The organism is Kiloniellales bacterium (assembly GCA_030064845.1).
Lineage (GTDB): Bacteria > Pseudomonadota > Alphaproteobacteria > Kiloniellales > JAKSDN01 > JASJEC01.
Map to the genome: position 1 here is coordinate 1 of JASJEC010000021.1, position 17,054 is coordinate 17,054.

At 66.0% G+C, this 17,054-nt stretch carries 16 protein-coding genes; 4 read left to right on the forward strand and 12 right to left on the reverse strand.

Annotated elements, in window-relative coordinates:
- Both QNJ67_10140 and QNJ67_10145 read right to left on the reverse strand, forming a co-directional pair.
- On the reverse strand, window positions 1–363 hold a 363-nt coding region (locus tag QNJ67_10140; protein ID MDJ0609324.1), incomplete at its 3' end, for an ureidoglycolate hydrolase.
- 78 nt (window positions 364–441) lie between these two features.
- Window positions 442–699: a hypothetical protein gene (locus QNJ67_10145; GenBank protein ID MDJ0609325.1), complete on the reverse strand. Its 258-nt coding sequence runs from the start codon at window positions 697–699 to the stop codon at window positions 442–444.
- Between the two features lie 165 nt (window positions 700–864).
- Between QNJ67_10145 and QNJ67_10150 the strand changes: the two genes are divergently transcribed.
- The 3 genes from QNJ67_10150 (at window position 865) to QNJ67_10160 (ending at window position 4,890) form a co-directional block, all read left to right on the forward strand.
- A complete protein-coding gene (locus tag QNJ67_10150) occupies window positions 865–2,259 on the forward strand; it encodes a pilus assembly protein TadG-related protein (protein ID MDJ0609326.1) in 1,395 nt (464 codons plus the stop codon).
- Window positions 2,260–2,274: 15 nt separating this feature from the next.
- Window positions 2,275–4,056 (forward strand): ATP-binding protein, encoded by a 1,782-nt coding sequence (locus QNJ67_10155; protein MDJ0609327.1) that lies wholly within the window; start codon window positions 2,275–2,277, stop codon window positions 4,054–4,056.
- Between the two features lie 75 nt (window positions 4,057–4,131).
- Entirely contained in the window at window positions 4,132–4,890 is a 759-nt protein-coding gene (locus QNJ67_10160) for a methyltransferase domain-containing protein (protein MDJ0609328.1), read from the forward strand.
- Between the two features lie 263 nt (window positions 4,891–5,153).
- Here QNJ67_10160 and QNJ67_10165 read toward each other — a convergent pair whose 3' ends face one another.
- The 10 genes from QNJ67_10165 to QNJ67_10210 all read right to left on the reverse strand — a co-directional run bounded on the left by QNJ67_10165 (window position 5,154) and on the right by QNJ67_10210 (window position 14,294).
- The gene (locus tag QNJ67_10165; protein MDJ0609329.1) at window positions 5,154–5,402 is read right to left on the reverse strand and encodes a hypothetical protein; all 249 of its coding nucleotides are present in this window, start codon (window positions 5,400–5,402) and stop codon (window positions 5,154–5,156) included.
- 240 nt (window positions 5,403–5,642) lie between these two features.
- Complete coding sequence (locus tag QNJ67_10170; protein MDJ0609330.1) at window positions 5,643–6,206, reverse strand: gamma carbonic anhydrase family protein; 564 nt, start codon at window positions 6,204–6,206, stop codon at window positions 5,643–5,645.
- Window positions 6,207–6,265: 59 nt separating this feature from the next.
- Window positions 6,266–7,318, reverse strand: a complete 1,053-nt coding sequence (gene argC, locus QNJ67_10175) for an N-acetyl-gamma-glutamyl-phosphate reductase (GenBank protein ID MDJ0609331.1) — start codon at window positions 7,316–7,318, stop codon at window positions 6,266–6,268.
- A 103-nt stretch (window positions 7,319–7,421) separates the two neighbouring features.
- Window positions 7,422–7,907, reverse strand: coding sequence for a 30S ribosomal protein S9 (gene rpsI, locus QNJ67_10180; GenBank protein ID MDJ0609332.1), 486 nt, complete (start codon window positions 7,905–7,907; stop codon window positions 7,422–7,424).
- A gap of 3 nt (window positions 7,908–7,910) precedes the next feature.
- Window positions 7,911–8,375, reverse strand: coding sequence for a 50S ribosomal protein L13 (rplM, locus tag QNJ67_10185; protein ID MDJ0609333.1), 465 nt, complete (start codon window positions 8,373–8,375; stop codon window positions 7,911–7,913).
- 176 nt (window positions 8,376–8,551) lie between these two features.
- The gene (locus QNJ67_10190) at window positions 8,552–8,875 is read right to left on the reverse strand and encodes a hypothetical protein (GenBank protein MDJ0609334.1); all 324 of its coding nucleotides are present in this window, start codon (window positions 8,873–8,875) and stop codon (window positions 8,552–8,554) included.
- Window positions 8,876–8,902: 27 nt separating this feature from the next.
- Complete coding sequence (locus QNJ67_10195) at window positions 8,903–10,015, reverse strand: ABC transporter substrate-binding protein (GenBank protein MDJ0609335.1); 1,113 nt, start codon at window positions 10,013–10,015, stop codon at window positions 8,903–8,905.
- Between the two features lie 47 nt (window positions 10,016–10,062).
- On the reverse strand, window positions 10,063–11,709 hold the full coding sequence (locus QNJ67_10200; protein ID MDJ0609336.1) for a BCCT family transporter: 1,647 nt from the start codon (window positions 11,707–11,709) through the stop codon (window positions 10,063–10,065).
- Window positions 11,710–12,136: 427 nt separating this feature from the next.
- The gene (locus tag QNJ67_10205; protein MDJ0609337.1) at window positions 12,137–13,354 is read right to left on the reverse strand and encodes a YeeE/YedE family protein; all 1,218 of its coding nucleotides are present in this window, start codon (window positions 13,352–13,354) and stop codon (window positions 12,137–12,139) included.
- Between the two features lie 22 nt (window positions 13,355–13,376).
- Window positions 13,377–14,294, reverse strand: coding sequence for a sulfurtransferase (locus QNJ67_10210; GenBank protein MDJ0609338.1), 918 nt, complete (start codon window positions 14,292–14,294; stop codon window positions 13,377–13,379).
- 574 nt (window positions 14,295–14,868) lie between these two features.
- On the opposite strand from QNJ67_10210, the gene QNJ67_10215 reads away from it, so the two are divergent.
- Entirely contained in the window at window positions 14,869–17,016 is a 2,148-nt protein-coding gene (locus QNJ67_10215) for a hypothetical protein (GenBank protein MDJ0609339.1), read from the forward strand.
- The last annotated feature ends 38 nt before the right edge of the window (window positions 17,017–17,054 follow it).

The window sequence follows — 17,054 nt, forward strand, 5'->3', positions numbered from 1 at the left end:
GTCGAGAGGGAAGAAGAGCTGGCCGCCGTCGGGATGGTAGTTCGCGTGCCACAACAGGACCTGCGACCGAGGCACGGTGGCCTCTTCCCGCGAGGCCGCCTCGGGATTCCGGGTCCACCCCAGGACGTACTGGTCGTCCACGGCGTTGTTGCGCCCTTCCAGCACGTCGCCGGACCACCAGAACTCGAAGATCCCCTCGGTGGTGCCGCCCTGGTCGCCCGTCCCCGGATCGAGCGGCCGCCGCCCCGGCGCCGGCCAGGGCACGATCTCGACCGGCCGCGCCTCGGGATCCGAGACCAGCTCGCCGTAGCCGCTGAGTGATTCCGCCGTCGCGCGGCGCAGCGGGATATCGAAGCTCGTCATGCCGCCCCCTCCGGTTGCCTGCCGGAAAGGTTACCGCTTTCCACGCTGATCGGGGAAGCGCGCTTCGGCGATGAGAGACTAGACGAGAATATCGAGGAAAAGCCCGCGCGCCCTGCCCGTCGGCCCCCGGCCCGAGGTCGCGAAGCCGCGCGAGACAGGTGCATCGCGCAGGTCGATCGGCGGTATGATCTCCGCCGGCTCGACGACCTTGACCTCGGGCGCGGGCGGCAGCGATGTCAGTCGCCGCTGGCGGTCCCGCCCGAGACGCGGAATTGAAACAAGAGCATTATTAACAATCATGCGAATAAAAATAGACGAAAAAAAAGTAAAACACAATACTCTTTACTTACTAGTCCGTTAACGTGGAGAGTCGCAGAATATTTCGATTTTTTCGAAAACACCATTGATTAACATTACCTCGAATTATTGTAATCTTTTTGTTCAATATTAGTTTCTTTATTAGACAATTTCGCCAGATCGAGTGGCGGAGTTGTGTAGTACATGAAGTGTACAGGGGCCCTCGTCCGAACTATTCGGCGCCTTGGGGAGAACCAAGCAGGCGGGACGACGGTATTCATTGCCGTCAGCCTGACCGTCCTGCTCGGGGCTGCGGCGATTTCCATCGACTATGCGCGCGCCGTCGCCGCCCGCCAACTCCTCGCCTCCGCTGCCGACGCGGCGGTCCTGGCCGCCGCGTCGCGCCTGCCCGATCAGGCGAGCGCGCGCAGCACCGCCCTCAGCTACGTGGAAAAGAACATTGCCCCCTCTCAGTACGGCCAGGTCCTCCGGGACGAGGACGTCGAGTTCGGCATCTGGGATCCCGCCTGCCGCCGCTTCAGATCGCTCGGCTCCCGTTCCGGTAAAGAGTATGAGGGCGAAGAAGACGACGGCGGTAGCGGGTCCTCGCCCTCCTCGTGCGGCAACGGCCCGGGGAGTTCCCTGCTAGGGGCGGCGCCCGACGCCGTCAGGGTCACCACGCGGTTCTCGCCCGAGAACGGCAACGGGCTGAATACCCTCTTCGCCCAAGTCTTCGGCCGCGACAGCATGGAAATCGCCGCCCGCGCCGTCGCCGGGCGCGGCGGGCCGCCCTGCGTGCTTGCGCTCGATCCCCTGGCTTCCTCCGCCATGAGCCTGGGCGGCAGCGCCAGCGTCACCGCGTCCGGATGCGGCGTCCAGGTCAATTCAACGGCGTCGTCGGCACTTAGCGTGAAGGGCGGTGCAAACCTCACCGCGAGCGACATCTGCGTCGCCGGCAGGGCCAGTGCAAAAAGCGGCGCCACCAGTCCCGAGCCGAAGGAGTACTGCCCCGCCATCACCGATCCCCTGGCGGGCCTGGAGACGCCCGACGTCGGCGCCTGCGATTTTGTCGATCTCTCCCTGAATGGGGCCATGACCACCCTCGACCCCGGGGTCTACTGCGGCGGCCTCGACATCGGCAAAAGCTCGGACATCACATTGTCGCCCGGCCTCTACATCATTCAGGACGGCCCGCTCTCGGTGGCCACGGGGTCTTCGATTTCCGGCTCGGAAGTGACGGTCTTCCTGACCGGGGACGATGCGCTGCTGTCCTTCAAGAGCGGGTCCATCATCAACCTGACCGCCCCGAGGAGCGGCGCGATGGAAGGCGTCCTGTTGTTCCAGGATCCCGACTTCGGCGGCGTCCACGACTGGAAGGGCAAGTCGACCACGGCGTTGCAGGGCGTGATCTATTTTCCGTCCGGCAGTCTGGTCTCCAAGAACGACAACGCCATCGCGCCGCTGGGCTCCTGCCTCGTCCTCATCGCCCAAAGGCTGGAGTTCACCGCCAGCGGCGGCGCCTCGATCGACATAACGCAGTCGAATTGCCGCAAAGCGCTGCCCGGCCCCTACAGCCGCGGCGTCGTGTTGCTGGACTAGAGGAGAGGGACCATCATGAATGTGCGACGGCTCAAGTTTCTGGCCTTGGCCATGGTGCTGACTCTCGGCGGCGTTGGCGCCGTCTACCTGTCGAATCTCCTGGACCGGCGAGCGGAGAGCATGGCGCGCTACGTCAGGGTCGACGTCTGGGCGGTGCAGCAGGCCGAATACGAACTGCAGCAGGTCAGGACTGTCTTCGCCCGCCATGTCGCCGGTGACGCCGACGCCAACCAGGCCATGGTGCGTCAGCAGTTCATGCGTGCCCGCAGTGCACTCGGCCTGCTCGAGCGCAACCCCGACTATCGCGAGCACAGTCTCTTCGCGGACTTCGACGGAACGGCCGATCTCGCCGCCTCGACCCTCGACGATCTCGCCGCGGTGCTCGGGGGACAGAGGAACCTAAGCGGCGACCTCGACAGCCTCAGGCGGGTCGAGGAGGCCTTGGCCGAGCCCACCTTCAGGCTGCGAAGGCTGGCCTTCAACCTGGCGCAGGTCCGGCTCGAGCTCCAGGACGCGGACCTCGGCACCATGCGCTGGCTGGCCGGCGTCAACAAATGGATGCTGCTCGGCTTCCTCGCCGTCGCGTCGGTCTTCATCTGGTTCCTCGTCGGCGAGGTGCGCAACGCGAAGCGATCGGAAGCGCGGGCCGGCGAGGCCCGCACGCGGCTGGTCGAGGCGATCGAGAGCATCGACGAGGGCTTCGCGCTCTACGATCGGGACGATCGTATCGTCCTCTGCAACGAGCGTTACAAGACAATGCTCTTTAGCGGCACGGCGGTACCGCTGGTCGGACGCCCGATCTCGGATGCCCTCTTTGACAGCCAGCAGCAGACGGCGGCCACCGGCAGCCGCGGCGACTGGCAGGCGACCTACCTGGCCTACCATGAGCAACCCGAGGGGGTGCTCAACCTGCGCACGAGCGACGGCACCCACCTCCATGTCGCCGAACGCACGACCTTTGACGGCGGCCGGGTCGCGGTGTTCTCCGACTGCACTGAACTGAAACGGCAGGAGAACGAGCTTATCGTCGCCCTGCAACAGGCGGAAATGGCCAACCGGAGCAAAACCAACTTCCTGGCCAACATGAGCCACGAGCTGCGTACGCCGCTCAATGCCATCATCGGCTTTTCGGAGATCCTGCAGGGTCAGATGTTCGGTCCCCTGGGCGCGCCCCAGTATCTCGAGTACAACAAGGACATCCTCAGCAGCGCCCAGCACCTGCTCGCGGTGATCAACGACATCCTGGACGTGTCCAAGATCGAGACCGGGCAGATGGAACTGATCGAGGAGCAGTTCCAGATCGAGGATGCGATCGATACCTGCCTGCGCCTGGTCCGCGAGCCCGCCAGGGCCGCGGGGCACGAGATCCAACTCGAATGGCACGAACCGTCGCTCGTGGTCCGGGCCGATCAGCGCATGACCAAGCAGATGCTGCTCAACCTGCTGTCCAATGCGATCAAGTTCACCCCCGACTCCGGACGGATCACGCTATCCGGCGGTCGGACCGAGGACGGCGGTCTTGCCATGACCGTGACCGACACGGGAATCGGCATCGCGCCCGAAGATCTTACCGAAGCGCTCTCGACCTTCGGGCAAGTCGATTCGGACCTCGCCCGCAAGTTCGAGGGCTCCGGCCTCGGTCTACCCCTGACCAACAGCTTGATCGAGCTGCACGGCGGCACACTGGAAGTGACCAGCGAAATCGGCATGGGAACCCAGGTGACGATTCACTTTCCCCCGGAGCGAGTATCGGTGTTCGACGATGCCGCCGATCGTGCCAGCCGCCAGGTCGCCTAGAGATTGGCCCGCTGACATGGCCGTTCTCCGCCCCTACTCTGGGCCCAGGACCGGCCACTGCATTAGAACAACCCCATGGCGCCGCGGGACACCGAAAGGGATCTGCTGTACCAGGATCCCGACCTGGCGCGGTTCTATGACCTCGACAACGGCCTGGGCGGCGCCGATCACGACACCTGCGCGGGCCTCGCGGAGACCGCGGCCTCGGTGCTCGATCTCGGCTGCGGAACGGGCCAGCTCGCCGCACGTCTGGCGGACACGCGCGAGGTCTTCGGCGTCGATCCCGCCGAGGCCATGCTGGCGGTTGCCCGCCGGCGGCCGGGCGGCGACCGGGTCACCTGGGTCAACGCGCAGGCCCAGGACCTGGTCCTCGGCCGGCGCTTCGACCTGGTCCTGCTGACCGGGCACGCCTTCCAGGTCTTCCTTTCCGAAGCAGACCAGCGGGCCGCCCTCTCGGCCATCGCCCGCCACCTCGCCCCGGACGGACGCTTCATCTTCGATACGCGGAATCCCGCGTGCGAAGCCTGGCGCACCTGGACCCCGGAAACCTCGGCACGAGCCATTACCGATCCGCACTTGGGACCCGTGGAGGCCTGGAACGACGCCGTCCTCGACCCCGAGACCGGGATCGTCACCTATGAAACCCACTACAGGATTGTCGAGACCGGGGGGACTTTCAGCGCGTCGTCCCGGATCCGCTTTCTGTCCCGCGAGACCCTGGCGCGTTTGATCGGGGATGCCGGCTTGACCGTCGACACCTGGCTAGGCGACTGGAACGGCGCGCCCTATCGGGAGGACTCCAAGGAGATCATCCCGATCGGACGCCTGGCCTAGCAGGATGATGAAGAACTACTGAGCGCTTGACCGCGGTCATCCTTCGACAGGGGGCGAAGACCGGCGCTGCGCGCGGATGAGGGTAAGCCCCTGAAACATTTCGCCCTCACCCTGAGCTTGTCGAAGGGTGATGGTGACGATGAGGCACTGTTTCAGCATCCTGCTAGAGCAGAGCCGGGTGTGACGGACTCGCTATAGGCGATCCATTAAAGCATCAGAATGCGATCTGGCTTTCTTCTGCAATCTGGAATGAAAACCTGGGATCAGGCGAAGAGGTCGACCGTACGCCCGCGCTGGCTGACCTCGTTGCGCTGCTCGGCGCGCTGCTCGGTCACCTGGCGGTCACTGGCCTCGGAGCGGGCCTCGGAATCCCGCGCTTCGCGGGCGGTTCCGCTCTGCTGCGAGCTTTCCGGAGCCCGGGTCTCCCGGCTGGGCGCGGAGTCCTCGGCGCGGCCGCCGGTGCGGTCGCGGTCCTGGACGTTGCTGCGCTCGCTGGAGTCGGGAGCCGTCACCGGGCGCGCGGTTTCCGCGCGCTGCTGACTGTCCCTCTGCTCGGGGGCATTGGCCGGCGGCGCGGGGGGTGCCCCCGTGTTCGTCGGCTGGCTCGGCGTAGCTGGATTTATCCCGGTCATAGGCCCATTATTGTAGTGGTCTATGAATATTCGGTTTATGACTTCAATACTACTACGGAATACATGAGAACCTTAGGGCAGCGCGCATTTTAAATAAATTCTATACTTGAGGAGCACCGTCTATTCCGCGGCGGTCTTGGACTCCCGGTAGACCTCCGCCAGCTCCCTGTAATGATCCGGGATATGGCTCATGTAGCCCCGCTCCCGGTCGCGCACGTCGCGCAGATAGCGGGCCGGATTGCCGGCCCAGAGCTCGCCTGTCGGCACCCGCTTGCCCGGCGAGACCAGGGCGCCGGCCGCCACCATGGCCCCGCTCTCGACCACGGCCCGGTCGAGCACCGCCGCCCGCATGCCGATGAAGCCGCCGTCCTCCACGGTGCAGGCGTGCAGCAGGGCCAAGTGGCCCACGGTCACGTTGTCGCCGATGAAGGTGGGTTCACCGCCGCCGGTCTCGCGGTAGTCGCCCTCCGGATCGTGGTTGCAGTGGATGATCGTGCCGTCCTGGATATTGGTATCCCGGCCGATACGGATGCGGTTGACGTCGCCGCGCAGGATGCAGCCGTACCAGATCGAGGCGCCGGGCCCGATCTCCACGTCGCCGATGATCACCGCCGTCTCGGCGATGAAGGCATCCGGCGCGATCTTCGGCATGAGACCCCGGAAGGGGCGGATGATGCCAGACATGACGCTTCTCCGATCTCTTGGGCCCGCTTGCCTCCGGTCGGGGTCAAGCTCAGCCCAAACTATGGGAAAAGCGGCTGCTGCTCCAGGCCCAGGGTCTCCTCGAGGCCGAACATGACGTTCATGTTCTGGATCGCCTGGCCGCTCGAGCCCTTGACCAGGTTGTCCAGGGTCGAGACCAGGATGGCGCGGCCCGGGATCCGGTCGGGGAAGACGCCGAGCAGGCAGAAGTTGGAGCCGCGCACGTGGCGGCTCGCCGGGACGGCGCCCTGGGGCACGACCCGTACGAAGGGCTCCGGGTCGTAGCGCGCGCCGAGCGCGGCGCGCAGCGCCTCGACGCTGGCCCCTTCGGCCAGGCGCACGTAGGTGGTCAGCAGCTCGCCCCGGTTCATCGGCATGAGGTGGGGCGTGAAGTTGACCAGGATCGGAGCGCCGGAGACCGCCGACAGCTCCTGCTCGATCTCGGGGGCGTGGCGGTGGGCGGCAACGGCGTAGGGGTGGATGCCCTCGGCGATCTCGGCGAAGAGGTTGGCCTCCTTGACGCTGCGCCCGGCACCGGTAACGCCGGACTTGGCGTCGATGATGATGTCCTCGTTCGAGATCAGGCCCTCGGCGACGAGCGGCAGCAGCAACAGCAGCGCCGCCGTGGGATAGCACCCGGGACAGGCGACCAGCCGGGCGTCCTTAACCTCGCCGCGCCGGTGCTCGGTGAGGCCGTAGACGGCCTCCTCCTGGAGGTGCAGCGCCCGGTGCTCGTGGCCGTACCACTGGGCATAGGTCGCGGCGTCGGTCAGCCGGAAGTCGGCCGAGAGGTCGACCACCTTCAAGGCGGCGGGCAACCCGGCGATGATCTCCTGGGTCGTGCCGTGCGGCAGGCCGCAGAAGGCGACGTCGACGGCGTCCCAGTCGGCGTCTTCGACCTTGATCAGGTCGGGCAGGTCGAGGCCGCCAAGGTGGGGATAGACCTGGGCCATGGGCTTCCCGGCGTGGGCGTTGGCGGTCAGCAGGCGGAGCTCGGTGGCCGGGTGCGCCGCGAGCAGGCGCACCAAGTCCGCCCCGGTGTAACCCGAGGCGCCCAAGACGCCGACCTTGATCTTTCCGTTAGCCTGGCTCATCGCGAGTCTCCACTCCTTAAGGCATGATGCGGGTTTCCGGCAAAAAGAAAACGGGCCGCTGAAACCAGCGGCCCGTCTGTAGCATTCTGCCCCGGGTGCCGGATCAGCGTTTCGAGAACTGGAAGCTTCGGCGCGCCTTGCGCTTGCCGTACTTCTTGCGCTCGACCACGCGGGAGTCGCGGGTCAGGAAGCCGCCCTGCTTGAGCACCGGGCGGAGCTCCGGCTCGAAATGGGTCAGCGCCTTTGAGATACCGTGGCGCACCGCGCCGGCCTGGCCGGAGAGGCCGCCGCCGGTCACCGTGGACATGACGTCGAACTGGTCCTTGCGGTTCACCGCGTCGAAGGGCTGGTTGATGATCATGCGCAGCACGGGGCGGGCGAAGTAGGTCTCGGCGTCGCGCCCGTTGATCTGGACCCGGCCGCTGCCCGGCTTGATCCAGACCCGCGCGACGGCGTTCTTGCGCTTGCCCGTGGCGTAGGCCCGGCCCTGAGCGTCGAGCTTCGGCTCGGTGACCGGCGCCGGCGCCTCGACGCCCGCCGCGGCGCCCAGCTCGCTGAGGTCCGTGATGGTCTGCGATTCCTCGGCCATGGATCAGGCGCTCCTCTTGTTCTTCGGGTTCTTGGCCCCGAGGTCGAGTGTCACGGGCTGCTGGGCCTCGTGGTTGTGCTCGGGACCGGCATAGACCCGGAGGTTCTTCATCTGCCGCCGGCCGAGCGGCCCCCGCGGCACCATGCGCTCCACGGCCTTTATGACGACCCGCTCCGGAAAGCGCCCGCCGAGGATCTGACCGGCGGTGCGCTGCTTGATGCCGCCGGGGTAGCCGGTATGCCAGTAGTAGACCTTGTCGGCCGCCTTCTTGCCGGTCAGCTTGACCTTCCCGGCGTTGACGACGATGACGTTGTCGCCGCAGTCCATGTGCGGGGTGAAGCTGGTCTTGTGCTTGCCGCGCAGGATGTTGGCGACCTGGCTGGCCAAGCGGCCCAGAACGACGTCCTCGGCGTCGATCAGGATCCACTTCTTCTCGATGTCCGACGGCTTCGCCGTATAGGTTTTCATGACATGCAATCCCGTGGTGGCGGTCGCCCCGCTTCCTCCGGCGGAACACGAAGCGCGCGGGTTTTAGGAGAGCGCCAGGGAAGTGTCAATCCCAAAAAGGGAAGGAAGCACGATAGCTTAGATATGCGGTATCATAATACCACAAAGCATGGACCGTTGGGCCGAAAGCGCGTCCGTCAGCCCTTCTCGGCCATGGTCTCGCCCAGCGTGAGGCGCTTTTCCAGGCCGAAGCGGGCGGCCAGCTCGTTGAACTCGGCCACCTGTTGCTCCGTCTTCACCCGCAGGGTCTTGAGGTAGCCCGTGGGGCTTCTGAGCTCCCAATGCTCAGGCGCCCAGACAAGCCGGCCGCGCGACTGCTCCAGCTTCAGGTACTCGGGCGAGCACCAGACCTCCCCGGCTTCGCTGGATTCGTGGAAGAACCATAGGCCCTTGGCCTCGGCCTCCTCGAACAGCGGCTCGAGACTGCGAATGATGGCCTGCTCCTGAACCGAGACGCTCACGCTCCCCTCTCCCTCTCAAGCTGGCCCTCAGCGGGCGGTTCCCGAGAGACCGCGCCCGCCGCTGGCCAGCCATTCCTCGAACTTGGCCGCGAGGGCGACCTGGCGGCCGGCCCACCAGTCGGCGTCGGTCTGCAGCGCCCGCATCATGTTCTCCTCGGCGGTGGGCAGCAAGGGCTTGGTCTCGGCGGGCACCAGAGCCATCGCGGAGCGACGGGCGGGGCCGTAGGGGATGTGCTTCGCCTGGTCGGCGAGGCGCCGCGAGCCGGTGGAGAACTTGATGAAATCCAGGGCCTTCTCGAGATTGGGGCTGCCCTTGGGGATGCCCCAGGAATCGATGTCCCAGATCTGGCCGTCCCAGACGATGGCGAAAGCCTTGCCCTGCTCGACGACCGGCCGGTAGAGCCGCCCGTTCCAGACCGAGGTCATCACCACGGCGCCGGAGTCGAGCAGCGCGGCAGGCTCCGAGCCGTCCTGCCACCAGACGATGTTGCCCTTGATCTTGTCGAGCACGGCGAAGGCCCGTTCCTGCCCCGCTTCGGTGTCCAGGGTCGCGTAGACCTGGTCCGGCGCCACGCCGTCGGCCATCAGGGCCCACTCCATGACGACCCGGGGGTCGCGCCTGAGGCCCCGCTTGCCGGGGTACTTCCTCAGGTCGAAGAAATCGGTGAGCTTGCTGGGCGGGTTCGCGCCGACGGCCTCCTGGTCGTAGGCGACGACCGTGGACCACACGGTCTGGCCCACGCCGCACTCCGTGAACGCCCCGGGGATGAAGTCCTCGCTCGCCGGCGTGCCGTCGTCGCCGGGCGGCAGGCTGCCGTGATCGATCTTCTCCAGCAGCCCCTCGCGGCACGCCCTGATCAGGTCGGACTGCTCGAAATCCACCACGTCCCAGACCACGTTCTCGGTGTCGCGCTGCTCGCGGATCTCGTCCAGACCGCCTCCGTAGGTGAGCATGGCCACCCACTCGCCGCGCTGCTCGCGGTAGGGCTTCACGTAGGCCAGCATCTGGCTCCTGGTGTAGCTGCCGCCCCAGGAAACGACGGTCAGCTCCTTCTGGGGCCCGTTCTGCGCCCAGACGGCGCTCGGCACCAGCAGACTGGCCGCCAAGCCGAGCAGCACCGTTCTCTTGAACGACTTCATGTTCCTGCCTCCCTCGAGATACCGTCTGTTTGGCATGCTCCCCGCGTTCACGCCCGCAACTCTCCGGCCAAGCTGGTGCCGTCGGGCGCCCTATCGGTCGTCGGCGCGGCCACGGCGCTCGGGTCTTCGTGCAGCGACTTCACGATGCCGTAAGCCATGAGAAGCATGATCACGCTGACCGGCAAGGCCGCCGCAATCGAAGCCGTCTGCAGGGCTTTGAGGCCGCCGGCCATCAGCAGCACCGCCGCCACGAAACCCTCGCCGAGACCCCAGACGATGCGGAAACGCTGCGGCGGGTTGTCGTCGCCCATGCTGAGCATGGTGGTGATGACCAGGGTGCCGGAGTCCGACGAGGTGATGAACCAGGTCGCCAGCAGGAAGGTGGCCAGGGCCGCCATCATCCAGTTCAGCCAGGCCATGTCGGTGACCAGGTCGATCGTGCCGTAGAGCGCCGCCGGCAGGTTCCAGTCGCGGATCAGCTGGGCGACGCCGGCCGTGCCCACGCCACCCGTAGCAGTGAGCTCGGCGTGGATCGCGGTGCCGCCGAAGATGCAGAGCCAGAAGAAGGCGATCGTGGTCGGCACGAACATCACGCCGACCATGAACTCGCGGATCGTCCGGCCGCGGCTGATACGGGCGATGAACATGCCGACGAAGGGCGCCCAGGAGATCCACCAGCCCCAGTAGAAGATCGTCCAGCCGCCCTGCCAGGCGGCGTCGGCCGGATCGTTGAAGGTCTGGAAGCCCATGGGGATCACGTTCCAGAGATAGTCGCCCACCGTGGTGACGAAGAAACCCAGCAGCCACTTGGTCGGTCCGCCGAACAGGAAGAAGGCGAGCAGAACGACACTGAGCCAAATGTTCCATTCCGAGATGATGCGGATCCCCTTGCCGACGCCGGAGACGGCGGAGAAGGTCGCGACGATCGAGATGATCACGATCAGGATGATCTGGGTTGTCGTCCCCGGATCGACGCCGAACAGGTGATTGAGTCCGGTTGCCATCTGGCTGACGCCGAGGCCGAGCGACGTGGCGACGCCGAACACCGTGCCGAAGACCGCCAGGAGGTCCACGGCGTGGCCGATCGGGCCGTAGATCCGGTCGCCGATGACCGGATAGAGCGCCGAGCGGAGGGTCAGCGGCAGCTTCTTGCGGAAGCCGAAATAGGCCAGGCAGAGCCCGATCATCACGTAGACGGCCCAGCCGTGGAATCCCCAGTGGAAATAGGTCACGCGCATCGCCAGGACCGCGCGATCGGTATCCATCTCGGTGATCATCTCGTGATCAGCGAAGGGGTTGTTGGGGTAGCCCCAGGGCTGGGTGTTGTCGAAGTAGAACATCGGTTCGGCGATGCCGAAGAACAGCAGGCCGATGCCCACGCCGGCCGAGAACAGCATGGCGAACCAGGAGAAGTTGCTGAACTCGGGCTTGCTGTCGTCGTCGCCCAGCTTGATCGAGCCGAACTTGCTGAACATCAGGTAGAAGCAGACGAAGAGCATCACGACGAGCGCGCTGATGTAGTACCAGTTCAGCGCCGACTCGATCCAACCGCGCACGGCGGAGTAGATCGAGTTGGCGAACTCCACGTTGAGGGCGGTAAAGACGACGAAGGCCGCGACCATGCCCTTCGAGGCGATGCCCATCGCCGGGTGCAGCCCTTTCCAGAGCCCCTTGCTCGCAATCTTGTCGGACATGTCGTTCTGCACTTTGCCTTCCCTCCCGTTCCAGCGCGCGATCCGGGCGCGCGGCCGACCCCCGCGTCGTCAGACGCGAGGCGTGCCTTGTCGCTGTTTGTCGTTCCGGAGAATCACAAGCAGCCCCCTGCGCCGAGACTCAAGGTCGGGGGCGAGAGAGGAGCGCTGCCGTGTTACGCGCTCCACATTGCCGGTTCGGCGCCCCGGCAACCCCCTGTCCGAGCCGGCCGCTTTCCGTCCATCCTGGATCTCGCGAGGCCGGTCTTTTTTTATCGGGGAGGATTCGTAGCACGTTCCCGGTCCCGCCGCGAACCGGAATTGCGGCGATGCCTCGACAAATCGCGACAGCGGGAGCGCTCGCTTGCCACGGCGTTCGATCAGGCGCGGGCGGCCCCGCTCCGCTCGATCCCGATTTGCTGGTGCAGACTCACCGGGCTTGCTCGAGGGCGAAGAGGGGCCGCAAGCGGAACCCCGCATAGGTGCCGAACAGGGCGGCGACGAACCAGAGCCAGCCGTGGAGGCTGCCCGAGGCCACGCCGGAAAAGAACGCGCCGATATTGCAGCCGAAGGCGAGACGCGCGCCGTAACCCATCAGGAGACCGCCGATCACGGCGGCCAGGGCCGGGCCGGCGCCGAGCCTCAGACCAGGCGCGAAGCGCCCGGCCAACCCGGCGGCGAGCAGGGCGCCGGCCATGATGCCGAAGTTCATCACCGAGGTCGTGTTGGCGAAGAGGCTTCCGGCCAGCGCCCTGCTCGGGAAGGGCCAGGTCCAGAACTCCCAGGATGCGACGTCGACGCCGAGCGCGGCGGCGGCCTTGGCGCCCCACAGCGTGTAGCCGAAGACGACGGACCAGGGATGGCCGGCCAGCGCCAGGGTCGCCACGTTGAGCAGCGCCAGAAGCACGCCGCCCCAGATCAAGGGCCAGGGGCCTTGCCACAGACGCCGCCAGGTGACCGGGGCGCCGCCGTCCTGCTCCGCAAGCCGGCCGTGACGACGCCGTTCGACGACCACCGTCGCCAACGCGAGCAGGGCGAACACGCCGATCTGCAACGCGAGCCCGCCCGCCAGCCCCAGCTCCTGCCGCAGCGAGATAGTCTGGCGCGGCAGCTCGAGCCACCAGGGCAGGTGCGCCGTGCCGATCACGGCGCCCGCCATGAAGAAGACCAGGGTGATGACCATGCGGGTCGACCCGCCGCCCACGGTATAGAGCGTGCCCGAGGCGCAGGCGCCGCCGAGCTGCATGCCGACGCCGAAGAGGAAGGCGCCGACCGCGACGGACCAGCCGAAGGGAGCCACGGCCCCGCCGACCGGCCGGCCGAAGAAGTTGCCTTGCTCGAGCACGGGAAAGAAGACAAGGCTCGCCAGCGCCAGCATGAGCAGCTGGGCGCGCAGCCCCTCGCCCCGGCCCTCGGCGAGGAAGCGCCGCCAGCTGGAGGCGAAGCCGAAGGCGGCGTGATAGAGCACCACGCCGAGCGCGCCGCCCAGCAGGTAGAGCGCGGCTTGCCGCCAGGCGAAAGAGTCGGCCAGCGCAAGCGCGCCGCCCGCGAGCAGGATGCCCGCCACGACTATGATCCAGCCGTTGGGCCCGCGGAAATCCGGCTGGCGGATGCCGAGCGTCTTCTCGAGGCTTTCTGTCAGCGCCATGAGCGGAGCCGCCGCTGCCGAACTATCGGCTCTTGACCTCGATCGGCAGGTCCTTCTGCGCGCTCCAGTCGACCATGGAGCCGTCGTAGAGCCTGACCGACTTGTTGCCGCCGATTTCGCTCGCCGCGAACCAGCCGAGGGAAGCCCAGTGTCCGGTATTGCAGAAACTGATCTGCTCGCCCTCGCCGCTCAGGCCGATCTCGGCCAGGAGCTCTTCGACCTGGTCCGACCCGACGAAGTAACCGCCGCCGCGCGTAAGCTTGCTTTCGGGCAAGTTGACCGCGCCGGGGATGGTGCCCGGCCGCTTCGAAGCCTTGTGCGCCTTCTCGCCGTTGAACTGGTCCGGCGGCCGGAAATCGATCAGCGGCGTGCCCGCTTCCATCGCGGCCTTGACCGACTCGCGGTCGGCCAGCATCTCGCGGCGCAGCGACGCCTTGAAGACCTTCGGCGCCGGTTCGTTCCAGCCCCGCTCGACCGGATTCTTGGCCGAGGCCACCCAGGCCTTGTAGCCGCCGTTCAGGACCGAGACTTCGTCGTGCCCGAGCACCTTGAAGGTCCAGTAGACCCGCGTGGCGCTGCCCATGTCGAGCGCGCTGGCCCCGGCCGCGACCACCACGACGTGGCTGTCGTTGCCGATCCCCAGCCCGCCGATCAAAGATTCCAGCTTGTCCACCGGCGGGAGCTGGCCCGGCACGCCATCGACCTTGGCGCGCCAGCCGTCCTTCAGGTAGTCGCTGTAGACGGCCCCCGGGATGTGCCCGGCCTCGAAGACCTTGCGGGATCCGCCGTCGATCTTGTTGCGGACGTCGAGGATGACGACCTCCGGCCGGTCGCCATTGGCCCTGACCCAATCGACATCGACCAGCGGCTGGGCCGCCTGGGCCCATCCGGCTTGGAGTGCGAAGACGAGTACCGCGAGGATTGTCGACAACTTGGCCATTTCCACCTCCCGCCGCCACGCCCGAAAGCCCGGCGGTTCCGAGCCCATGCAACCCAAAGATTATCTGAAACTAGGCGAGAACCCGGGCAGAATAAACCATTCGTGGAAAGGGGATAATGGAGCACGCGGCACGCCGCGCGGGCGCGGCGGCCGGTGACTTGCGGAGGCTCGTGGCAAAACGCACAACGCGCCGGGTCGCTTCGACCTAGGGTCGCAGCCGAGAATCAAGTAGGCTAGGCCTGCGAGGGCGCCCGACAGGCAATCGCGGCCGGCCCGACCGCAACCGATCGGTCCGCCGCCGACCGCCCGCCGCCGATAATGGTCGGTGGAACGCCGGTCGTGCACGGACCCGGACCGGGTCGGGGCTTCAGCGAACGACACGGGGCGAGCTATGACCAGCTACTTCAAGCGCGCCGAGGAGCAGGCTTTCCTCGACGCCGAATGGCGAGCAATCGCAAAGCAGCGCGGCTACAGCGATAAGGAGGCCGAAGAGCGGCGCGACAACCTCTGTGGGCTGGCGCTCTCTGGCGGCGGAATCCGCTCGGCCTCCTTCGCGCTCGGCGTGCTCCAGGCCTTGGGCTGGCAGGACAAGAATACGACCAAGGCCGAGACAGAAAAGTGGCCGCCAATCGACTATCTCTCCACGGTCTCGGGTGGCGGCTACATTGGCTCGACCTTGTCCTGGCTCCTGTTCAAAGAGCCGCCGGACGAGGCCACCATGCCGCGCGGTGGGCTGCTCATCGGCGACCAGTTCAAGAGCATCCGGAATGTCGACGACCCGGCAGCCATCAAGATTCGCGACGCCATCCTGAACTACCTCCGGCAGCACGGGAATTATCTGGTTCCGACCAGCAGCCTCAATTTCATTTCCCTCATCGCCGTGGCCATAAGGAGCATTTTTCTTTCGTTCTCGGTCTATCTCCCGCTCCTGATCCTCGCGGTCCTTCTGCTCGATCGGATCGGGGCGGAGGTTCCCCACTCGAGTTGGCTCGAGACGGTCGGGGATCATCAGAGGCTCGTCGATCTGACGGTCTACCTTTGGGTCGCCCTGGGGCTCATCTTGGTGTTCCTGGCAGCCTGCGTGATCTACTCGCTGTTCACCTTCGCGCGACCGCGTTTTTTTCCGCACCGCTACCGCGCCAGAATTTGGGCGCAACGCACCATGGGCTGGCTCTTGGCGCTGGTCGTCTTCTTCGCGCTGATCGGATCCTTGCCCGTGGTGAGCGGCCTCCTGGACCAGCAGGTATCGACGGCCGGTGCCGAAGACCTGGCCCTGAGCGAACCGCTGACCATCGGAGAAAAGCAGACAGGCATCTACCTGCGATCGGGGTCGCCGAACGGCGAACCTTCCGGCCACTGGTTGTCGGGTCTCGTCGGTGCGATCTCCGTCCTCATCGGATTCGCCGGCGCCTTCCTGGAATTCCTGCGAAAGACGGCGCCGAGGAAGAAGACAGAGCCAGGCAAGGCACCCGCGAAGCCTCCCTCTGGCCTGATCGCACTCGCCGCCGCGGCCCTGCTGATTTACGGTTTCCTTCTGCTGTCCTTCTACCTGGCGAACATCCTGGCCGGGCTGCCGGCGCACTATTGGATCGCGTTGGCCCTCTACGCGGTCATCGTGGGCGTGATCGTGAACCTCAACTACATCTCGCTGCACCGCATGTACCGGGACCGCCTGATGGAAGCCTTCCTGCCCAATGACAAGGCGGTGCGGGTAAACCGGTGGTTTCCGGCAAGCGAGGCGAATGAGACCTTGCTGGAGGACCTCACCGGAAACGCAGCGCACGGGCCTTACCACCTGATCAATACCAATGTCGTCCTGATCGATGCCGTAGAGGCCAAGTACCGGGGTCGGGGCGGCGATAACTTCATTCTTTCGCCGCTGTACTGCGGCAGCCATGCCACCGGATGGCGGAGCACCGACAACTATATGAAGGGTCCCTTCAGCAGCGGCATGACGCTGCCGACCGCGATGGCCATCTCGGGGGCAGCGATCAATCCAGACACAGGTGCTGCCGGAAAAGGTCTGACCCGCAGCCGCACGGTTTCCTTCCTGATGACGCTGCTCAATATCCGACTCGGCTTCTGGGCGCCCAATCCCCGGAACGAAGGCAGGTACCTGCCGCCGCCCAATTATTTCTGGCCGGGGTTCAAGGGGCTTCGCGGCAAGGGGTTCGTCGAGGACGGTCTCTTCGTGGAGCTGACCGATGGCGGCCACTTCGACAACGTCGGCCTCTACGAACTGATCCGCCGACGGGTCAAGTTCATCGTGATTTCCGACGGGACCGCGGATCCCGATTTCACCTTCTCGGACTTCGGCACCCTGGTCGAGCGGGTGCGCGTCGACTTCGGCGTCAACATAAGGTTCTCGAAATCCGCTACCGATCTCACGGGTATCCTCCCAGGCTCCACGCCGGTGGACACGAGCTCGGCAAGCGACGAAGCATTCTGCAAGAAGTATCCCATGGCCGCACGCGGCTTCGCGATCGGAAGCATCCACTACCCACCGAAAGACGCGGATAGCAAAGGAGTGATCGGCAAGATCGTCTACATCAAGTCGACGCTGACCAAGAACCTGCCGGCCGACATCTACGGCTACAAGAGTGCGAACCCTTCCTTCCCCGACCAGTCGACCGCCGACCAGTTCTTCGACGAACCCCAGTTCGAAGCCTATCGGGAGCTGGGCTACCGCCTGGCAACGTCGGTTGACCTCGCCGATGCTTAGCGTGTCGAAGAGAATTCTCCTCCCGATGAGGTGCAAGA

Coding starts and splice junctions, on each gene's coding strand:
- QNJ67_10210 (MDJ0609338.1), bottom strand. CDS start 14,294: ATGGCCAAGTTGTCGACAATCCTCGCGGTACTCGTCTTCGCACTCCAA.
- QNJ67_10160 (MDJ0609328.1), top strand. CDS start 4,132: ATGGCGCCGCGGGACACCGAAAGGGATCTGCTGTACCAGGATCCCGAC.
- QNJ67_10200 (MDJ0609336.1), bottom strand. CDS start 11,709: ATGTCCGACAAGATTGCGAGCAAGGGGCTCTGGAAAGGGCTGCACCCG.
- rplM (MDJ0609333.1), bottom strand. CDS start 8,375: ATGAAAACCTATACGGCGAAGCCGTCGGACATCGAGAAGAAGTGGATC.
- QNJ67_10150 (MDJ0609326.1), top strand. CDS start 865: ATGAAGTGTACAGGGGCCCTCGTCCGAACTATTCGGCGCCTTGGGGAG.
- QNJ67_10195 (MDJ0609335.1), bottom strand. CDS start 10,015: ATGAAGTCGTTCAAGAGAACGGTGCTGCTCGGCTTGGCGGCCAGTCTG.
- QNJ67_10170 (MDJ0609330.1), bottom strand. CDS start 6,206: ATGTCTGGCATCATCCGCCCCTTCCGGGGTCTCATGCCGAAGATCGCG.
- QNJ67_10155 (MDJ0609327.1), top strand. CDS start 2,275: ATGAATGTGCGACGGCTCAAGTTTCTGGCCTTGGCCATGGTGCTGACT.
- QNJ67_10205 (MDJ0609337.1), bottom strand. CDS start 13,354: ATGGCGCTGACAGAAAGCCTCGAGAAGACGCTCGGCATCCGCCAGCCG.
- argC (MDJ0609331.1), bottom strand. CDS start 7,318: ATGAGCCAGGCTAACGGAAAGATCAAGGTCGGCGTCTTGGGCGCCTCG.
- rpsI (MDJ0609332.1), bottom strand. CDS start 7,907: ATGGCCGAGGAATCGCAGACCATCACGGACCTCAGCGAGCTGGGCGCC.